The sequence below is a fragment of the Pseudenhygromyxa sp. WMMC2535 genome (genome assembly GCF_011083025.2).
Genome location: NZ_JABJWV010000001.1, coordinates 7,217,249 through 7,235,027 on the forward strand (window position 1 = coordinate 7,217,249; position 17,779 = coordinate 7,235,027).

The 17,779-nt window shown below is 70.4% G+C and carries 13 protein-coding genes; 8 read left to right on the forward strand and 5 right to left on the reverse strand.

Annotated elements, in window-relative coordinates; translation table 11 throughout:
- Nucleotides 1-22: 22 nt before the first annotated feature.
- Nucleotides 23-2,380, reverse strand: a complete 2,358-nt coding sequence (locus tag G6O69_RS28060; RefSeq protein ID WP_176397131.1) for an OmpA family protein — start codon at nucleotides 2,378-2,380, stop codon at nucleotides 23-25.
- A 400-nt stretch (nucleotides 2,381-2,780) separates the two neighbouring features.
- Here G6O69_RS28060 and G6O69_RS28065 point away from each other — a divergent pair, with 400 nt between their 5' ends.
- Entirely contained in the window at nucleotides 2,781-5,900 is a 3,120-nt protein-coding gene (locus tag G6O69_RS28065) for a hypothetical protein (RefSeq protein WP_172306551.1), read from the forward strand.
- 176 nt (nucleotides 5,901-6,076) lie between these two features.
- On the opposite strand, the gene G6O69_RS28070 is transcribed toward G6O69_RS28065, so the two are convergent.
- Nucleotides 6,077-6,772, reverse strand: a complete 696-nt coding sequence (locus G6O69_RS28070) for a hypothetical protein (protein ID WP_172306552.1) — start codon at nucleotides 6,770-6,772, stop codon at nucleotides 6,077-6,079.
- Nucleotides 6,759-7,268 (reverse strand): hypothetical protein, encoded by a 510-nt coding sequence (locus G6O69_RS28075; RefSeq protein ID WP_176397132.1) that lies wholly within the window; start codon nucleotides 7,266-7,268, stop codon nucleotides 6,759-6,761. Before G6O69_RS28075 ends, G6O69_RS28070 begins: the two co-directional genes overlap by 14 nt.
- Nucleotides 7,269-7,349: 81 nt before the next feature.
- On the opposite strand from G6O69_RS28075, the gene G6O69_RS28080 reads away from it, so the two are divergent.
- Together G6O69_RS28080 and G6O69_RS28085 are read left to right on the forward strand one after the other, a co-directional pair.
- A complete protein-coding gene (locus tag G6O69_RS28080; RefSeq protein WP_172306554.1) occupies nucleotides 7,350-8,573 on the forward strand; it encodes a hypothetical protein in 1,224 nt (407 codons plus the stop codon).
- 54 nt (nucleotides 8,574-8,627) lie between these two features.
- Nucleotides 8,628-9,242: a hypothetical protein gene (locus G6O69_RS28085; protein WP_172306555.1), complete on the forward strand. Its 615-nt coding sequence runs from the start codon at nucleotides 8,628-8,630 to the stop codon at nucleotides 9,240-9,242.
- A 3-nt stretch (nucleotides 9,243-9,245) separates the two neighbouring features.
- On the opposite strand, the gene G6O69_RS28090 is transcribed toward G6O69_RS28085, so the two are convergent.
- Nucleotides 9,246-10,745, reverse strand: coding sequence for a hypothetical protein (locus G6O69_RS28090; RefSeq protein ID WP_172306556.1), 1,500 nt, complete (start codon nucleotides 10,743-10,745; stop codon nucleotides 9,246-9,248).
- Between the two features lies 1 nt (nucleotide 10,746).
- Nucleotides 10,747-11,109 (reverse strand): hypothetical protein, encoded by a 363-nt coding sequence (locus G6O69_RS28095; RefSeq protein ID WP_172306557.1) that lies wholly within the window; start codon nucleotides 11,107-11,109, stop codon nucleotides 10,747-10,749.
- A gap of 250 nt (nucleotides 11,110-11,359) precedes the next feature.
- Between G6O69_RS28095 and G6O69_RS28100 the strand changes: the two genes are divergently transcribed.
- The 5 genes from G6O69_RS28100 (at nucleotide 11,360) to G6O69_RS28120 (ending at nucleotide 17,764) form a co-directional block, all read left to right on the forward strand.
- Entirely contained in the window at nucleotides 11,360-11,881 is a 522-nt protein-coding gene (locus tag G6O69_RS28100; protein ID WP_172306558.1) for a sigma-70 family RNA polymerase sigma factor, read from the forward strand.
- Nucleotides 11,878-12,822, forward strand: coding sequence for a hypothetical protein (locus tag G6O69_RS28105; RefSeq protein WP_172306559.1), 945 nt, complete (start codon nucleotides 11,878-11,880; stop codon nucleotides 12,820-12,822). Before G6O69_RS28100 ends, G6O69_RS28105 begins: the two co-directional genes overlap by 4 nt.
- Nucleotides 12,823-12,923: 101 nt before the next feature.
- Nucleotides 12,924-15,032, forward strand: coding sequence for a caspase family protein (locus G6O69_RS28110; RefSeq protein WP_172306560.1), 2,109 nt, complete (start codon nucleotides 12,924-12,926; stop codon nucleotides 15,030-15,032).
- Nucleotides 15,033-15,121: 89 nt separating this feature from the next.
- Entirely contained in the window at nucleotides 15,122-15,907 is a 786-nt protein-coding gene (locus G6O69_RS28115; protein ID WP_172306561.1) for a hypothetical protein, read from the forward strand.
- A gap of 294 nt (nucleotides 15,908-16,201) precedes the next feature.
- A complete protein-coding gene (locus G6O69_RS28120; RefSeq protein WP_172306562.1) occupies nucleotides 16,202-17,764 on the forward strand; it encodes a carboxylesterase family protein in 1,563 nt (520 codons plus the stop codon).
- Nucleotides 17,765-17,779 lie beyond the last annotated feature (15 nt).

Consider the following 17,779-nt stretch of genomic DNA (forward strand, 5'->3'; position numbering starts at 1 on the left):
GCCGCAAGGGCAGGGGAGAGCGCTACTCGCCGGCCGGCGCCTTGCTCTCGTCGTAGTCGCGGACCTTGACCTCGGTGCGGTTGTTCTTGCGCCGCCCGTCGGAGGTGATGTTGACGGCGACGGGGTCCTTGGCGCCCCAGCCCTTGGCCTCGAGGCGGCTCGCGGGCACGCCCTTCTTGGTCAGGTAGTCGACCACCGCGTCGGCGCGCGATTGGCTGCGCGAGTTGGGGTTGCCGCGGTCGTCGGTGTGCACGCGGATCTCGATCTTGCCGTACTCGGGGTGCCCGAGCATGTAGGCGGCGAGCTGGTCGAGGACCTCGGCGCTCTTCTCCTCGTTGAGGTCGTTGCCGTTGTAGCGGATCGACTTCTTGAGGCGCAGCCGGTACTTGTTGCCCGAGACCAGCGGGGTCTCGGCGGCCGGCGCGACGGCCTCAGCGCCCGCGGCCGCGCCACCGGCCGCGAGGGTCTGGGTCATGGTGTGGCCCTCGGCGGTCTGCGTGAAGCTGAAGGTCTGGGGCTCGAGGCCCTCGCCGCTGATGGTGAGGGTGTACTCGCCCTCGGGCAGCGCCAGGGCGATCTGGCCGGCCTCGTCGGAGGAGAAGGACTCCTGGATGCCCATGCCGTCGACGGCCACGCTGACCAGCTGCGCGCTGCCGTCGGCCTTGGTGAAGGTCCCGTAGAACACCGGGTCCTCGCCGGCGGCCGCCGAGGCGTCGACGAGCACGTCGACCTGGGCGTCCTCGCCGGTGCGTACGTCGGCGGTCTGCTCGACCACGCTGCCGTCGGGGAGCTCGACGCTGATCGTCACCGGCCCCTCGGGGAAGCGGTAGCTGGTGAACATGCCGGCCGCGTCGGTGAGGATCACGTTGCTGGCCAGGCCCGGGAAGCTGACCTTGGCCCCGGCGATCGCGTTGCCCTCGAGGTCGGCGACGCGGCCGAGGATCCGACCCTCGAGCACCGGATCGCCCACGGCGTTGGGGTCCTCGACGGGGACCGGGACCTCCTTGACGCGCGGCTTGGGATCGATGCTCCAGCCGAGGCCGAGGATGACCTGGTAGGGCGGGACCGGCGGCCCGAACTCGTAGCTCGGCGAGGTCGTGCCGACGTCGACGGCCGCGTCGAGGAACAGGCCGCTGTAGACGTTGGCGCGCAGGCCGATGGTCAGCCACGCCTGGGAGCGCTGGAGCGGGGAGGCGCCGTACTGCTCGGTGAGCTCGACGAAGTCCTCCTCTTTGTAGGTGGCGATGTCCCAGTTGTACTCGAGGAAGGGATCGATGCCGTACTGCTTGTCCTTGCCCAGGCGGATCGGCGCGTCGATGGCCAGCTTGGTGTTGACCCGGCTTTGGTTGGCGCCGCTCGAGAAGCGCAGGACCTCGCGGGACAGCTCGTCGTCGATCGCACCCCAGTCGGTGAGCTTGATCGAGTTGTCGAGGGTCCAGCCGACGTTGCCCGTGAAGCGCAGCGGGATCTCTTTTTCGGTCAGGTAGCGCAGGTCGGCGCTGAGGATCATCGCGATGTCGAAGTTGACCCGCGAGGTCCGCAGGCGCTCGCTGCCGGCGATCAGCCCCATGCCGACCTGGCCGCCGAGGCCGACGCCGCCGTTGAGGAAGCGGTAGGCCCCCTTGACGCCGAACTGCATGTCGCCGAGGGCGAAGACCGTGGGCGGATCCTCGCGGCCGCCCTGGTCGCGGGTGTTGCGGTTCGAGGAGCTGTTGATCGCGAAGTAGACCTCGGTCCACTCGGTGAAGGTGAAGCCGAGGTTGACCGCGCCGCGCATGCGAGCGTGGCGATCGCCGTCTTCGCTGCCCTCGCAGCAAAAGAAATTGTTCTTGACGAAGAAGTCCGTGTGCAGGCGGATGCGGACGCTGTACTTCTCGCCGACGTCGGCCAGCGAGGTGTAGGCCAGGCCGATGGGGCCGCGCAGCGAGTTCATCGTCGGCTCGCGGCGGCCCATGACCATGCCGGGGCCGTTGTCGCTCGAGCCCGCGCCCATGGCCCCCATGCTGATCTCGCCGCTCGCGTCGGCACCTGCATCGGCATCCGCATCTGCACCATCGTCGAAGCTCGCCGCGAGCTCACCGTCGGCGCTCGCGTCGAAGCCCGCGTCGAAGTCTGCGTCCGCGTCGGCCTCCGCACCGAGCTCGTCGCCCGCGTCGTCGCTGACCACGTCCTCGCCGGGTCCGGCGGGCTCGGTGCCCGTGGGCATGGGCTGACCGTCGGCGGTCAACATCTCGTCGCCGCCGGCTTCATCTTCGACCCCCGCGTCCTCCTCTCCGCCCGCAGGCAGCGAGGGCGGAGCGGCGAAGCTCGAGGCCGGCAACAGCGACAGAGCGCTAGCGGCAATGCTCGGAGCCAGCAAGTGCACGGACAGACGGCGCATGTAAATAGCGTCTTACGTAGCGATGGTGCTGTCAAACCAATGGTGTCGAATTTCGTTGGCGCGTCCGGCCCCGGGGACCGGGGGCGGACGCCCGCGAACGAAGCCCGCGAGCGGCCTGAAAAATTGCTCCGGTGCTCAGCCTGGGCAAGTGCCCAGCGAGGGCCTCGGGCGCCTCGCCGGGCACCCGGCGAGTCGACGGGGGAGCCTCCAAATTCGCCTTGAAGCCACGAATTCGGGGATTTATGCGGGGTCGCATTTTTTTTGAAGGATCACAGGGGGGTGGTCATCGATGCCACGAGGACAGGCGCCGCGAACCCAGCCCTGTGTTTCTCGAGCTCGCGCACTCGGCGGAGGCGACGCGAAGCGACACCCGCGTTAAGCTCTGCGGGCGAGCCTCACCTTGAGCATCGACGAGCGCAGCGCGGGTCTCGAGCACTCGCCCCATCCCGGCCGCTTGGCGTGCCTCGACGAGTCCCGCGCGAAGGCTTGGGCGTCGGCGCTGTGGCGCGCCATCGTGGCCGCGCTCGTGCTGATGAGCGCGCCGGTCTCGGCCGCGCCGGGAGAGGTCGATCAGGCCGAAGCGGGGTCCGAAGCCGACGCGCACGCGGGTCGCGACACCGCCGTGTCACCGAGGGCGCGAGCCGAGGGCGGCCGCGAGGTCGAGGTCGCGGCGGTCAAGCTCGCCCTCGAGGTCTGGCGCGGCGGCGATCGACCCCCCGAGCGCAGGCGGATCCCCCGGCGGCGCGCCGAGGTCGACGGCCGCGTGACCTACGAGCTGCGCGAGCCGGCGCGGGCCGGTGATCGCCTGGTGCTCCTCGACTTCGCCGAGTTCATGTCGGGGGCGCCGAAGGACGTCGACGAGATCGCGCTGTCGACCTACATCGCCGGCCCTGCAGAGCGCGCGCGGACCCGCGTGCATCGGGCCGTCGACGGCGACGGTCAGACGCTGAGCTATCGCCGCGAGGGCTCGCGCCGCGACCTCGTGGTCGAGCTGCCCGCGGGCGCCCACGCGATCACCTTGGAGTACAGCGTGGAGGTCCCCCACCGCTACTGGCCGCTGGGCTGCGTGTGGCGCCACTGTAGCTTGTCGGGGGCCCTCGCGCCCTTGCCCAGCGAGGCGGCGCAGGGCGGCGTGTGGCTCCCGGCGGAGGGGAGGGTGATCGCGCCGGCCCGCTGGGAGATCGAGTCGCTGCGCTTTGGCGCCGTGCCGGACTGGGTCCCGGGGACCACGCCCACCAAGGAGCAGCGCGACGGCCTCGGCGGCCAGGAGCTCTTCGCCGCCGGCGAGGCCACGGATCCGCGGGCGGCGATCGCCTACCCCTCGGTGTTCTGGGGCCCAAACTGGAAGCACGACGAGCTGTGGCATCGCGGGGTCCGGATCCGCGTGCTCCACCTCGAGCGCCGACCCGGCGACCGCTACCCCGACGAGGCCCTGCTCAACCCGATCCGCGACGTCGCCGGCCACGTGCTGGCGATCGCCCAGGAGAACATCGACCTGGCCGGGGCCCTGGGCATCGAGCCGCCCCCGGGCAGCGAGCTCGTCGTCGTTCAGGGTCCGGTGCGCACCGACGTGGCCCAATTCCACCCGACCGTGGTCACGGTCAGCGATCAGTACCTCGAGCTGCTCGCCACCAAGCGCCTGGCCAAGTTCCACGATCTGATGGTCGCGCGCAGCGTCGGTGACCTGCTCGCCTACGGCCACTTCGCCGGGCGCCAGGGCGCGTCCACCGAGGTCTGGCTGCCCAGCGCCCTCGGGGTCGCGCTCGCCCAGCTGTGGCAGCGCCAGCGCGACCTCCGGGACGAGTACGCCGCCGATCTGCTGGCTTCCTTCACCTTCGTCCCGGCCATCGATCGCTTCTTGTACACCGGCCAGGCCGCGTTCTCCTCGGCCTACTTCCGCGGCAGCGAAGACGAGATGCCGGTGCGCTACCACCCGCTCTACTTCGCCAACGAGCTGCCCACGGGCCGGCGGATCCACGAGAAATTCCTCGACCTCGCGGGCGAGGGCGCCATCGCCCGCTTCTACGCCGACCTCGTCGCCGCGCCAGAGGACGACTACGAGCGCGTCGCCGAGCGGGCCTGGGGCCGCGAGCTGGGGTGGTTCTTCGACCAGTGGCTCGGGCCCTACCCGGAGGTCGACTACGCGATCGGCGACGTCCGCCACATCGAGCTGCCCACGGGGCGCTGGCGCACCGAGATCGACATCATCCGCGACGCCGACCGGCCGCTCGTCGAGCCCGTGCAGGTCTACCTCGTCGAGCGCGGCGGCCAGGACCACTACCTGGTCTGGAACGGCGAGGCCGAGCCCGGCGAGGGCCTGCTCGAGCAGCCCCGCTGGCACCGCCACACCTTCGTGATCGAGACTCAGCAGCGGGTCGAGGTCGTCCGCCTCGATCCGCGCCGGCGCCTGCGTCAGAGCTCGCGCAGCCCCGTGGGTCGCAACAATCGTGGCGACAACAACGACCCGCTGTTCAACGACCGGACCCCGGCCAAGTCGCGCTTTTTGTACACCGGCGTGGGCCTGTCCCTGGCCGCCTCGGAGTTCTTCGCCCAGGGCACCCCGCCGCAGACGCGGATCAACGCCGTGACCGCGTTCCTGGCCTTCGAGGCCAGCTTGCAGCGAGACCTGCGCAAGACCGCCAACTTCCTGATCTTCACGGATCGCGAGACCAACGTCGGCGGGAGCGCCTCGCTCAACTACTACTTTGGCAAGAAGCGCAACCGTCAGCGCCGACAGCTGCGCCTGCGGACCTCGGCCAGCGTCTCGTGGCTCAACCGCAGCGGCCTCGACACCGAGGGCGGCGTGCGCCTGACCGAGACCGTGCGCCTGACCAAGGACACGCGGCGCTTCACGCTGTGGCCCGAGCGCGGCCACGTGCTGACCGCCGGGATCTCGAGCTCACAGACCATCCGCACCGGCGGGGCCTCGGACCACCGCTACTCCCTGGACCTCGACGCCGGCTGGACGCAGCTGTGGCCGCTGGCGCACCACCACGTCCTCGCCACCCGCCTCGACACCTCGATCGTCATCCCGCTGTTCTCGGACCCCGAGTTTCGCACCCTCAACCGCGCCGGCGGCATCGGCGGGCTGACCGGCTTCACCGGCAACGAGCTCTTTGGTCAGGGGGTGGCCCTCGCCGCCGTCGAGTATCGCCACGTGATCGTCGACGACCTGCGCCTGCCGCTGCTCAACTTGCTGTGGCTGCGGACCATCGGCGGCGCGCTCTTTGGCGGGACGGCCACGCTGTCGAGCTGCGAGGGCCTCGACGGCTGGTTTGGGCGGGGGAGCTGGTACGGCTACGTGGGCTACGGCCTGAGCGCGCGCATGCAGATCCTCGGCGTGACCCCGCAGTTCTTCCGCGTCGACGCCTCGGTGCCGATCGGTCGGCGCACGGGGCAGGTCTGCCTCGGCGAGACCTTCCCCGACTACCTGGCGACCTCGCAGGGGCGGCCCGCCGAGGACGCGGAGAAGCTGCTGCCGCCCTTCAGCATCAACGTGACCTTCAACCAGCCCTTTTGAGCGGCTGGGCTCTTACTAGTGTGCGCGGCAGAGGACTTGAAGGGCCCCAGGCTTGGAGCACCGGCCGCTGACTTCGTTGCTCGTCAGTCATTTGTGCCCGACAAACTCCCTCCTCGCGCCTCGTCAGCAACCGGCGGTCCGGCGCCTGAGACCCTTCAAGTCCTCTGCCGCGCACACTAGCTGGGTCCGACCGCGACTTGGGTGGTGCTGAAGCGCAGCAAGGTCATGCCTCCGGCCACGCCGCCGAGCGCGACCAGGCCCGCCGTCGACCACATCGCGACGCCGGCGCCGATCGGCATGTTCACGCGGAAGGGGACGACGACCAAGATGATCGCCGCGACCCCGGCGATGGGGAAGAGCGCGATGCCCAAGCTGCGATGTTTGGGGTTTCCGCCGCGCACATCGAGGTGCAGGGAGTCCTCGGCGCCCAGGCTGAAGGGCTTGGAGGTCCTGCGGCCTGGCCCCTGGAGCACGAATTGGCCGCTGGGATCGCCGATCCGCCGTCCGCAGGGGGCCTCGCAGACCTCCGTGCTCTCGCCGTCTTCGCGGACCAAGAACACCGGCCGCAGGCTGTTGTAGACCTCGATGTCGACCACGGGGCCGCTGTCGGGGGGCTGGGGATCCTTGCTGCCGTCCCAACCGTAGTCGACGGGCTCGTCGTAGACGCCGCCCGGACCGCCAGCGCCCGCGCCCTCGTCGGTGTCGGAGCCGGCTTCGGCTTCGAGGTCGTCGGCGTCGTCGATGTCGTCGGTCTGTGTGGCGGCGCTCCCTGGTGCCGCGCGGGCGGGCAGCGCCACGAGCGATGCCGCCACCGTCAGCGCGACCAGGCCCGCGGCCTTGGGTTGCCGCTCACGCCGCTCACGCCTCTTCATCGAGCATCCGTCCTTCCACCAGCGTCGGCGCCAGGGTGACCTCGGCGGAGCCGGCGACCATCGGCACCGGATCGGGGCATTGGAGCACGCCCGTGAAGACCACGAAGTCGGTCACTGTCCAGTTCTCGGTCTCGAATTCGGTGACCGTCAACGTGCAGTCGTAGCCCGGCGTGGTGAAGGTCCGCGAGCCCTCGGGGAAGCTGACCAGGGCCGGAAAGACGCCCTTGGACAGCTCGCTGGCCATGAGGTTGACCTGCAGCGACTCGACGCCGGTGAAGCCCACCGACAGCTCGCGGTAGAGCTCCAAGGCGATGATGCCGTCAGCGGAGAAGCGAGTCTGCTGGCAAAAATCGTCGCCTCTGGACGCATAGGCGACGACGCCTTCGATCGAGCCAGACAGGGGCATCTCGACCGAGCAATCCGGTGACCCGCAGCCCGTCAGCAGGGCGAGTCCCGTGCTCGCCAAGGTGGCGACTGTTCTAAAGATGGTGCTCACGAGCGGACCGTCGCACAGTCGCCAGGCCGACGTCAAAGCAAAGTGATTGTCAGGTCGAGGCGCGATTGCTAGCGTGCGTCCATGCGTAGCGCGACCATGACCGCCGCGGCGGTGACCGGCCTATTGTTCTTCGGTGGCTGTCTGCACAAAGACAATTGGGCCGACTTCAACACGACCCAGACCCCAACGGCGAAGCGTAGAGAGCTCGACGCCGAGCGCCAGGTCGCCCTGTCGGGTGGCGACGTGGCGGCCATGACCGCCTATCTGCGCGATCTGTGGCGTTTCGACTGGGAGTACCGCGACTACCTGGCGCGCCAGGAGGTCGGCAAGGCGCCCAAGAAGCTCCCAGACGAACTCGACGGCTTCTCCCGCCGCGAGCGGATCGACGAGGCGCTCGCGGCCTGGGCGGACATGCGCCCGGTCGCGCTGCCCGAGGACGAGAGCCGCCCGCTCGTGGTCAAGGCCGACTTCTACGCGACCGCGCTTGGCGGCGGGTGCCGCGAGAGCGAGCGGGCTCTGGGTCGGGTGTTGGTCAGCATGACGGAGACCTACGGCGTCGAATATACTGAAGAAGCGTTCTCGGAGGAGTTCGCCGTCCTCGTCGCAGAGTGCGGCCAGACCCTCGGCTCCAAGCAGGCCGGGGCCTTGTTCGCCAACGCCTGTCGGGCCGGGGCGGATCTGCTCAGTGACCTCGAGGAGCCCGAGTACGCCGATCTGGACGGCGACAAGGCCCCAGAGCCCTCGCTGCGCGTGGCCTATATCGATAATTGCAACATCGTCGATGGCTGGAGCACCGAAGAGGAGCAGGCGCTTCATGCCAATTTCATCGCCATCGCCACGACGTGGTTCAAGGACCACTACCCCGAGGAGTGGGCGAAGCTGGAGGAGGAGCGCGCGGCAGCCCGTGCCGCGGCGGCGGAGGCTCGCGCGGCGGCGATCGAGGCCGGCGAGTACGACGACGGCTACGGGAGCAGCGGCGGCAGCTGGGGGAGCAGCGGCGACAGCTGGGGCGGGGGAGGCGGCTCGAGCAGCGGCGGCAGCTCGGCGCCCTCCGGGCCGATCTCCGTGTCTCTCTACAACGGCTGCTCGCAGACCGTGCGGCTCTTCTTTGGCGACAACCCGCGCTTTGGGAGCGGCAAGAGCACCTCGCTGAGCGCCAACAGCCGCACGAACTACTCGATGCGCGAGGGCGACATGCTGTGGATCGTCGACGGCAGCGGCAACGGGATCTCGAGCTACTCGGCGTCTTCGGGGAACCGCTCGATCGAGATCACCAGCTCCTGCAGCGGCTTCCGCTCGCGCTGAGCCCTCATTTCAAAATCCGAGACTCGGGTCGGCGAGCTGTGCTCTACTCCCCACGTGCCCAAGCCGCTCCACGCAGGCCTCGTCGCGTGCTGCGGCCTCTCACCCCTGCTCGGGAGCTGCGAGGCCGCAGAGGCCACGCCGCCGACGCTCGAGGACGCCTACTTCGAGGACACCAGCACGCTCTTGCTGCGCTTTTCGGAGCCGATCGGTCCAGTCGCCGATGTCGACCCTGCGTCGCACTTTCGCCTGGGGGCGGGCCTCGTCGTGGACTATCAAGGTGAGACGCTGTCGGTCTACTACGACGTCTCGCACCACTTCCCCGAGGGCTTGCCGGCCCAGGACGCGCTGATCAGTCAGCGGCTGCCGCGGCACGTGGACACGACGGTCGCGGCGATCGAGCGTGGCGAGGGCGAAGACGAGCTGCGGCTGATCTTGAGCTATCCGGTGGAGGCGGATCTGTGCGCGGGCCTGGCCGAGGCGGCCGCGCTGGACATCCCGGCGGCGATCCACCTGCACTACAGCGAGGGCCAGTCGCCGCGCGTGGTGGATCTGGCGGGCAACGCCCTGGCCGACATCGGGGCCTGGTGGGTCACCGACGACTTCGCGGCGGCGCGCCCGGGGGTGTTCCCCGAGCTCGATCCACGCATCGACATTCCCTGTCCCCAATAGCGCTCAGCTGGCGATGCAGGCCATGTTGCGGCGCTGGAGCTCCGCGGCCTCCTCGTCGCCCGCGATGGTCGCCTCGTGGGCGAGCCAGCGGAACATGGCGTTGGCGATGGCGCTCTCGCCCCGCTCGTCCCACAGCCACACCGCCAGGGTGCACAGGGGATCGTGGACCTGGGCGAAGGCGACGCGGACGAGCTCGGGGCCGCCCAGGCGACAGGTTCGCTCGTACTGGGCGCGCACGGCCAGGAATTCGCGCAGCTCGTCGAGGGGCGGGAGCGGGCGGCGGGCGGCGACGCGGGCCTCGACGCCCTCGCAGCGCATCGCGAGGTCGTCGAGGAGCTCGTGGCGAAGCTCGCGGGCGACCTTGCGCAAGGTCGCGTGGCCCTGCTCGAGGGGCGCCAGGGGGAGATCGGCGGCGCGGGCCAGGCCGAAGAGATCGAGCTCGATCTCGCGGCCGAGGCGGGCGATGGCCTCGTCGGGGTCGCCCCCGCGCAGGGCCAGCGCTCGCTTGGCGGTGCGCGAGCGCAGGCCAGGGTCGCAGAGCATGCGCTCCCAGCCGTGGGCCAGGCCGACGAGCTGCTCGAGGGGCACGCTGCCCTGGCTGATCGCGCGGCGGTGGGCCGCGAGCAGGGCGGGGCCGTCGAGGGCGGGGATCGGGGCGGTGAGCTGCTGGCGGGTCTCGGGCACGATCTCGGCGCGCGGCTGGGCGAGGGCCTGGCGCAGCGAGGCCAGGGTCTTTGTCCGCGAGGGGGCGATCAGCCAGCGGAGGATCAGCTCGGCGTCGCTGGGCACGGGCGGGTAGCCGATCAGCCGAGCGGCGATGGCCCCGAGCAGCCGGGCGCCCCGAGAGCGGCGCAGGGGGACGCGGGCGAGCTGCTCGACCTCGGCCCAGGCTCCGCGCGCGGCCGCGTCGGCGATCAGCCACTCGTCGGCGAGCAGGCGCGTGAGCGGTGGGCGGTGGGCGTCGTCGAAGCTGGCGACCATGCGCATGAGCTGGCGGGCAGCCTCGCGGTCGCCGACGGCGTCCTGGAGCAGGGCGCTGGCGAGGATCCCCGTGGCCCCGAGCGGCTCGAGGGCGTCACGCTGGGCGCTGAGCTGGGCGATGGCGGCGACGTCGGGGGTGCGCTGGCGCAGCACGGCCCAGGCCCCCGCGACGAGCTGGCCGCTGGCCACGTCGCCGCGCCACACCCAGCCCGCGAGCTGAGCCAGGCCGGAGGCGGCGCGCCACCAGCCCAGGGGGATCAGCACGTAGCGGGTCAGCGGCCAGGGGAAGAGCAGCACGGTGATCGCCGCCAGGGGGATCAGGTGCTCGAGCTTGCCGCGGGCCACGGAGAGCGCGAACAGGGCTGCGACGAAGCTGAGGATGATCGCCAGGACCACCGACCACAGGCCCTTGGCCCACTCGCGCGCGGGCAGGTGCGGCGAGACGCCGACGTGCTCCCAGCGGTGCAGGATCGTGGGGAGGACGATGGCGATGGTGGTGAAGACGAGCGGAAAGATGGCCACGTCAGCGCCTCCAGCCCAGGGCCCGCGGTGCGTCGGCGAAGCCCGGATTCTCCTGAGGGTCGCCGCAATCATGCTCGAGGGGCTGGGTCGGCGCGGCCTCGAGGGTCGGCGCGCACAGCCACAGCTCGTGGAGCAGGCGTCGCTGGGGATCGCGGAGCTCGGCCATGGCGGCGCGGACCTTGGCGTGGTCCCGCGGCTGTGGCCCCGCCGGGGTGGGGTAGCGCTGGGCGCCCGAGAGGCCGAGCTCGAGCATGGCCAAGATCCGCTGGCCGGCCCGCTCGACCTCGGCGCGGGCACACTCGGGATCGAGCTCGAGCACGTAGAAGGGGTTGTCGAGCATTCTCATGCGGGCTTCGCGGGTCACGGGCGAGGCTCTTGGGGAGGGGGCCGCGGTGGCGGCCCGCATGCTGACGATTGGCGCCAGGGAAAGGTTCCCACGAAAAGCACATTCCTGGGCAGGCTGGGCGCTCGTCGTGAAACCCACCACGGGCCTCTGGGGAGGTGAATGTGTGACGTGCGCATGCAGCGCTGAGGATTGGGGGTCGGCCCCAGCGGGAATTCGGGTGACACTCCCGGTGCGCTGCGGTGTTCGACCCCGTGCGCGTCCGAGGCGAATGGCAATCAACGTCGAAGCCGCCTACCGACGCTACGGACCGATGGTCCTACGACGCTGCCGATCCATGTTGCGCGACGAACAACAGGCCACCGACGCGATGCAGGACGTGTTCGTCCAGCTGCTGCGCAGCCAGGACCGCCTCGAGGATCGCGGGATGTCGAGCTTGCTGTACCGCATGGCGACCAACATCTGCCTCAACCGCCTGCGCTCGCGCAGGCGCCGGCCCGAGGACGCGAGCAGCGATCTCCTCGGGCAGATCGTCGACGCCACGGGGGGCGCGCAAGAAGAGCGCATCGCCGCGCGCTCGCTGCTGGATCGCGCGCTGGGCCGGGAGCCGGTGAGCACCGCGACCATCGCGGTGCTCCACCTCCACGACGGCATGACCTTGCAGGAGGTCGCGGACGCCGTGGGCCTGTCGGTCTCCGGGGTCCGCAAGCGCCTGCGCAAGGTCAAGGCCAACCTCGAGGCGATCGCCGAGCCGATCGCAGCGTCGGGCTCGCAGACACAGGAGCCGTCGTGAGCGACGCGGACCGCCGCGAGGTGCCGGCGCTGCTCGTCGAGCAGCTGGCCTTGGGGGAGCTCGACGAGGCCCAGGCGGCGGCCGTGCGCGCGCGCCTCGACGCGGGCTCCGAGGGCGCGGACGAGACCCTCGCTGCGCTGGCGGCCGAGGACGCCGAGATCCTCGGGGAGCATCCGCCCGAGCGCGTGGCCGCGGAGATCGAGCGACGCCTGGCCCGGCTTGCCGAGTCCGAGTCCGAATCTGGCCGAAGCCGCGGGCGTGGATCGTCCCGGCGAGGGCTGTGGATCGGCGCGACCCTCACGCCCGCCCTGGCTGCGGCCGCGCTGCTCTTGTGGCTCGTCCCCGACTGGGGCGGTGACGCCGGTGACGATGCGAGCGGCCAGCTGATCGCGGTCGCCGAGGACGTGGGGGCCGGCGCGGAAGGGGAGACCACCCGGATCAAGGGCGGGGCCTCGGCCCACCTGGTCGTCGATCGCAAGACCGAGGCGGGGCACGAGCGCCTCGGCGAGGGCGAGGCGGTGCGCGCGGGCGACCTGCTCCAGCTCAGCTATGTCCCCGCGGGGGCGCGCCGAGGCGTGATCCTCTCCATCGACGGCGCGGGCGTGGTGACCTTGCATCACCCCAGCGTCGCCAGCGGAGACACGCGCCTGCAGGCGGGCCGCGAGATTCCCCTGGGCGAGTCCTATCTCCTCGACGACGCCCCGGGCTACGAGCGCTTCGTCCTCGTCACCCGCGAGGGCGATCGCAAGCTCAGCGCCGACGAGGTGATCGCGGCGGCCGAGCGCATCGCGGGTGATCCTCGGCGTGCGCGGAGCGAGCCGCTGCCCCTGGCCGGTGCGGGTTGGCGTCAGTCTTCGCTGGTCTTGCGCAAGGCCGCGCAGGAGCAGGTCGGCGGGCAGCTGGAGCCCGTGCCCGCCGAGGGCGAAGGGGCGGCGCGTTGACGGGCAGGACGCCCGGGCACGCGGCGTGGGAGCGTCGCTGTGCCGGGGGGGGTGCCGGGGGGGGTGCCGGTGGGCGTGCTGGTGGAGGCGTCGATCGGCGCGTGGCCCCGCGCGCCTTCGTCAGCTTCTTCGCCAGTTCGATGACCGTCCTCGTCGGGCTCGTCGGCCTCGTCGTCGTCGCTCTGATCGGGCTCGGCGCAGGCCCGGCGCGGGCAGGGGAGCCCACCAAGGTCCGTCGCGTCGCGCTGCTCGTGTCCGCCAACGACGGCGGAGGCGAGCGCGATCGCCTGCTCTACGCGGCCAGCGACGCCCAGAGCCTCGCCAAGGTGCTCGGGGATCTCGGCGGCCTGCGCTCGAGCGACCGCCTGGTCCTCGAGGAGCCCGGCCCCGCGGACCTCGAGCGCGCCTTCGCGGAGGTCGCCAAGATCGTGCGCCAGGCCAGCGCGGCCGGTGAGCGCGTGCAGTTCGTCTTTTACTACTCGGGCCACAGCGACGAGACCGGCCTGCTCCTCGGCGGCGTGCACCTCGACTACAAGTCGCTGCGCGCGGCCATCGATCGCGTGCCCGCCGACGTCCGCATTGCGATCCTCGACTCGTGCTCGAGCGGCGCCTTCACCCGACAAAAGGGCGGTCGCAAGCAGGCGCCCTTTTTGGCGGGCAGCGCGGCCGAGGTCCGCGGTCACGCCTTCTTGACCTCGAGCTCCGCCGACGAGGCCGCGCAGGAGAGCGATCGCGTGGGTGGCTCGTTCTTCACCCACTTCTTCGTCACCGGCCTGCGCGGGGCCGCCGACGCCGACGGTGATCGCCTGGTCACCCTCGACGAGGCCTATCGCTTCGCCTTCGACGAGACCCTGGCGAGCACGCAGGCCAGCCTCGGCGGCCCGCAGCACGCCGCCTACGACATCCACCTGGCGGGGACCGGCGACCTCGTGATGACGGATCTGCGCAAGACCTCGGCCAGCTTGGCGCTCGCGGCCGGGCTCAGCGGGCGGGTCTATGTTCGCGACCGTCGCGGGCAGCTCGCCGCCGAGCTGCTCAAGCCCAAGGGCACGGCGGCGGTCAGCTTGGCCCTCGAGCCGGGCAACTACACGGTGACCATCGACGACGGCCGCGCCCTGCACCGGGCGGAGGTCGCGGTGCGCAGCGGCAAGACGGCGACCTTGGAGCTCGAGGGCCTCGAGGACATCCCCCTCGAGTCCACGCGCCTGCGCGGCGGCCCGCCCAAGGACGAGCCGCGCGGTTTGGCGATGCCCTCGCCGCCGCCCGGTGGCTACACGCGGGTGCCCTTCAACATCGGCGTGACCCCGGGCGCCGAGCTCAACGCCGGCGCCCGCGGCCCGGTGCTCAACAACCTCTCCTTTGGTGTGCTGGCGACGAGCGCCGCGGCCGTCGATGGCATCCAGGCGGGGGTCGCCGCCGCCTGGACGCGAGACCGCGTGCGCGGGATCCAGGCCGCGGCCGGCTTCGTGTCCTCGCGCGGGCCGGTCTACGGGCTGCAGACGAGCGTCGGCCTCGCCCTCGCTCAGGCCGGCCTCCAGGGGATCCAGTTCGGCGTCGTCGCCGTGGCCCTCGAGGGCTTCGGCGGGGTGCAAGCCGGGGTGGTCAGCGTGGCCGATGCGGGCCGGGGCGTGCAGTTTGGGGTCATCAACGTGACAAAGGGCGAGCTCGCAGGCCTTCAGTTCGGCCTGATCAACGTCGCCGACGAGGCCGACGTGTCCATCGGGCTGATCCCCTACACGCGTCAGGGCGGGGTGTGGTTCGACCTGTGGACCAGCGACGTGCAGCTGCTCAACTTGGCCCTGCGCTTTCGCGCGCGGCGGAGCTACACCTTCTTGACGGCCGGCATCCACCCCTTCGGCGGCGACGACTCGGCCTCGTGGAGCGCTGGCATGGGCCTCGGCGGCCCGCTGGTCTGGCGGCGCCGCTTCTCGCTGGAGCTCGACAACGCCGTGTCCATGGTCAGCGCGGGCTTTGGGTCGACCGACTCGCGCCCCTATCTGTGGGACACGCTGCGCCTGTCGGTCGCCTATCGTCCCGCGCGTCACTTCTCGCTGTGGGGAGGCGTGACCGCCAACATGCTCATCGATCCCGTGGGCCGCGAGGCGGGCTTTCGCCCGGGCTACGGCTGGTCGCAAGCGCTCCTCGACGAGAGTCAGGCCGGCGCGCAGATCAGGATCTGGCCAGGTTTTACCGCCGGCTTCGAATTTTGACGCCGCGTGCCCAGGCAGGACGGCGTCAGCGAGCGACATTGGGAGACAAGCGTGCGCGAGCCAGAGTTGGGGCCTAGGCTAGGTGTGCTGTGGACGACCTCGAGCCACGATTTCCGGTGCACTACTACTACGACATCCCGCACATGACGGGGATCGAGTACGTCGAGCTCGTCCGCGAGCTGCTGCGGGTCAGGCTCCAGGCCGTCCCCAAGACCGTCGAGCGGGCGGTCATCGGCCTCGAGAAGGTGCTCTTTGCGCTCGATGCGCGAATCGATGCGCTCGAGTATCACGGGGCGCTCTCGCTGGAAGAAGAGGCCATTGAGGTCGCCTTCGAGGCGCGCACGGACTCGCTGGCCTCGCTGATCTACGGGAGCATCAGCTACTGGACAATGTTCCGCGACCCGAGCTTCCTCGAGCTCTTCGACGCCGAGCAGCAGCGAGAGCTCGAGCTCGAGGCCAACAACGAGATGGCGCACCAGGCCAAGGCGGTGCTCGACGGCCTCTTTGGTGAGGACGGGCGCGAGCTCTTTCGCATGGTCTACCCGGACCGTGCGCGTGCTGTCGTCGCCATGCTGCGGACCTTGTGCGCCGACGACCTCGGGGTCGATATCCGCGCGCTCGTGCAGGAGCCCCTGTCTTCGCTGATCGAGCCGCTGCGCCACGACTTCGAGCGAGAGACGGGGGAGCACCTGCGGACCCGCGACGAGTCGTGCAGCCTCGGGGACTACCGCGCGACCATGCGCTGGGCCATCGCACACTACGCCCACGAGCTCGGTCAGGTCGCGGATCGCTGGAGTCAGGACAGCTGCGACCGCGTCAACGCGGGGCTGATGCCGCTGGCCGACTGTTGCAGGCGCATGCGCCGCGAACACTGAGCCCCCGGGTGCAGCGAACAATCTCCGCGCCACTCTCATTGTTTGTGCATGGTTTCAGACAATCGTGATGCGGCGAGTGAGTCTCCGTATTCGTGCGTTGAATGGATGGAGTCGATTCTGGCACCAGGGCAGGGAATTGCTCGCAACCCGTAGATTGGTGTCGATACAGGTCAATGGTCGCCAGGTGGCTACCGTGTGCCACTGAGGGCGCATCTTTGTGAGCACGAACGCAAGATGGGCTCATTGTGTGCAGGTCACTGGCACGAGCAATGAAAGCGTGCTTCATGCTCCAGCATGAAAGTGGGCCCATTTACAATAATATCCCAAACTGTCGTCTTTTCGGCGGCCATCCTCTCCGCGACTGGTTGCGCGGGGGACGGCCAAGATAGCGAGCCCGAGCTGGCCGAGACGGCGTCGGGGCCGGTGCGCGGCGAGGTCATCGATGGCGTGCGCACCTTCTTGGGCATCCCCTACGCGGCCGCGCCGGTCGGAGCGCTGCGCTTCGCCCCGACCGAGGCGCACCCGGGCTGGAGCGACCCGCTGGTCGCCAAGACCTTCGCTTCGGTCTGTCCACAGCTGGACACGAGCGGGGACACGGAGGTCTTCGTGGGTGACGAGGATTGCCTCTATCTCAACGTGTGGGCCCCCGAGGGCGGAGAAGACCTGCCGGTCATGGTCTGGATCCACGGCGGGGCGTTCCTGATCGGTGCAGGGAGCGATCCGATTTACGACGGCGCGACCTTGGCCAAGACCCAAGATGTCGTCGTGGTCACGATCAACTATCGACTCGGCTCGTTGGGCTTCCTGGCGACGCCCGAGCTGCTCGCCGAGTCGGGGACGGGGAACTTTGGCATGCTCGATCAGATCGCGGCGCTCGAGTGGGTGCAGGCCAACATCGCGGCGTTCGGCGGTGATCCGGGGCGCGTGACGATCGCGGGTCAGTCGGCGGGCGGGGAGTCCGTGCTCAATCTGCTCGGCTCCCCGCGGGCCGACGGCCTCTACCAGGGGGCGATCATCCAAAGTGGTGGTGACGCCCGCGATCGTGTGAGCCCGGGGGACGCCAACCCAGACATGGATCCTCTGGCCCTGGGGGCGGACCTGCTCGAGACGCTGGGCTGTGGCGCGGCCGAAGAGCCGCTGGCGTGCCTGCGTGGCGTCACGTCCGAGGCGATCATCTCGGCGCAGGGGGCGATCGCGGGGCTCGGTGATCTCTCCGCTGGCGGACCCTTCCTCGACGGCGAGCTGATCCCCGAGCAGCCCTTCGAGCGCATCGCCAACGGCGAGAGCCCGGCCGTGCCGCTGATGATCGGCTTCACGGCCGAGGAGGCCGGGACCTTGCCCGAGTACATCCCGATCGAGAGCGAGGCCGTCTACGCCGTCCTGCTCGAGGCGATCTATCCGGGCCTGAGCGAGGCGATCATGGCGATCTATTCGGTCGAGGAATTTGGCGATCCGAGCCGCGCCATGGCGGCGCTCCTGGGCGACCAGACCTTCGTCTGTGGCGCGCTGGCCATGGCCGACGCCGCCCCTGCGCCGCGCTACGTCTATCGCTTCTCGCACACGCTGACCGGTGAAGGCGGCCAGTACGGGGCCTTTCACGCGATCGAGCTGCCCTACGAGTTCGGCAACCTCGACACGCTGGCCTACGACGCCGAGGCGACGGCGGACGACGAGGCGGTGTCGGCCGTCATGCTCGACGCCTGGGGACGCTTCGTCCGCGAGGGCGCGCCGGGCGAGGACTGGGCGCCGTGGTCTGCGGGGCAGGGGGCCCTGGACATTCAGGTGGCGCCTGCGATGACCACGGACCTCGGCCAAGATCGCTGCGCGCAGCTCTCGGAGCTGGGCGTGGTGCCCTGAGCGTGGTGTCCTGAG

What these genes read in the sequence shown, in the direction of transcription:
- G6O69_RS28060 (WP_176397131.1), bottom strand. Translation starts at nt 2,380, where the DNA reads ATGCGCCGTCTGTCCGTGCACTTGCTGGCTCCGAGCATTGCCGCTAGC.
- G6O69_RS28070 (WP_172306552.1), bottom strand. Translation starts at nt 6,772, where the DNA reads ATGAAGAGGCGTGAGCGGCGTGAGCGGCAACCCAAGGCCGCGGGCCTG.
- G6O69_RS28080 (WP_172306554.1), top strand. Translation starts at nt 7,350, where the DNA reads ATGCGTAGCGCGACCATGACCGCCGCGGCGGTGACCGGCCTATTGTTC.
- G6O69_RS28100 (WP_172306558.1), top strand. Translation starts at nt 11,360, where the DNA reads ATGGCAATCAACGTCGAAGCCGCCTACCGACGCTACGGACCGATGGTC.
- G6O69_RS28120 (WP_172306562.1), top strand. Translation starts at nt 16,202, where the DNA reads ATGAAAGTGGGCCCATTTACAATAATATCCCAAACTGTCGTCTTTTCG.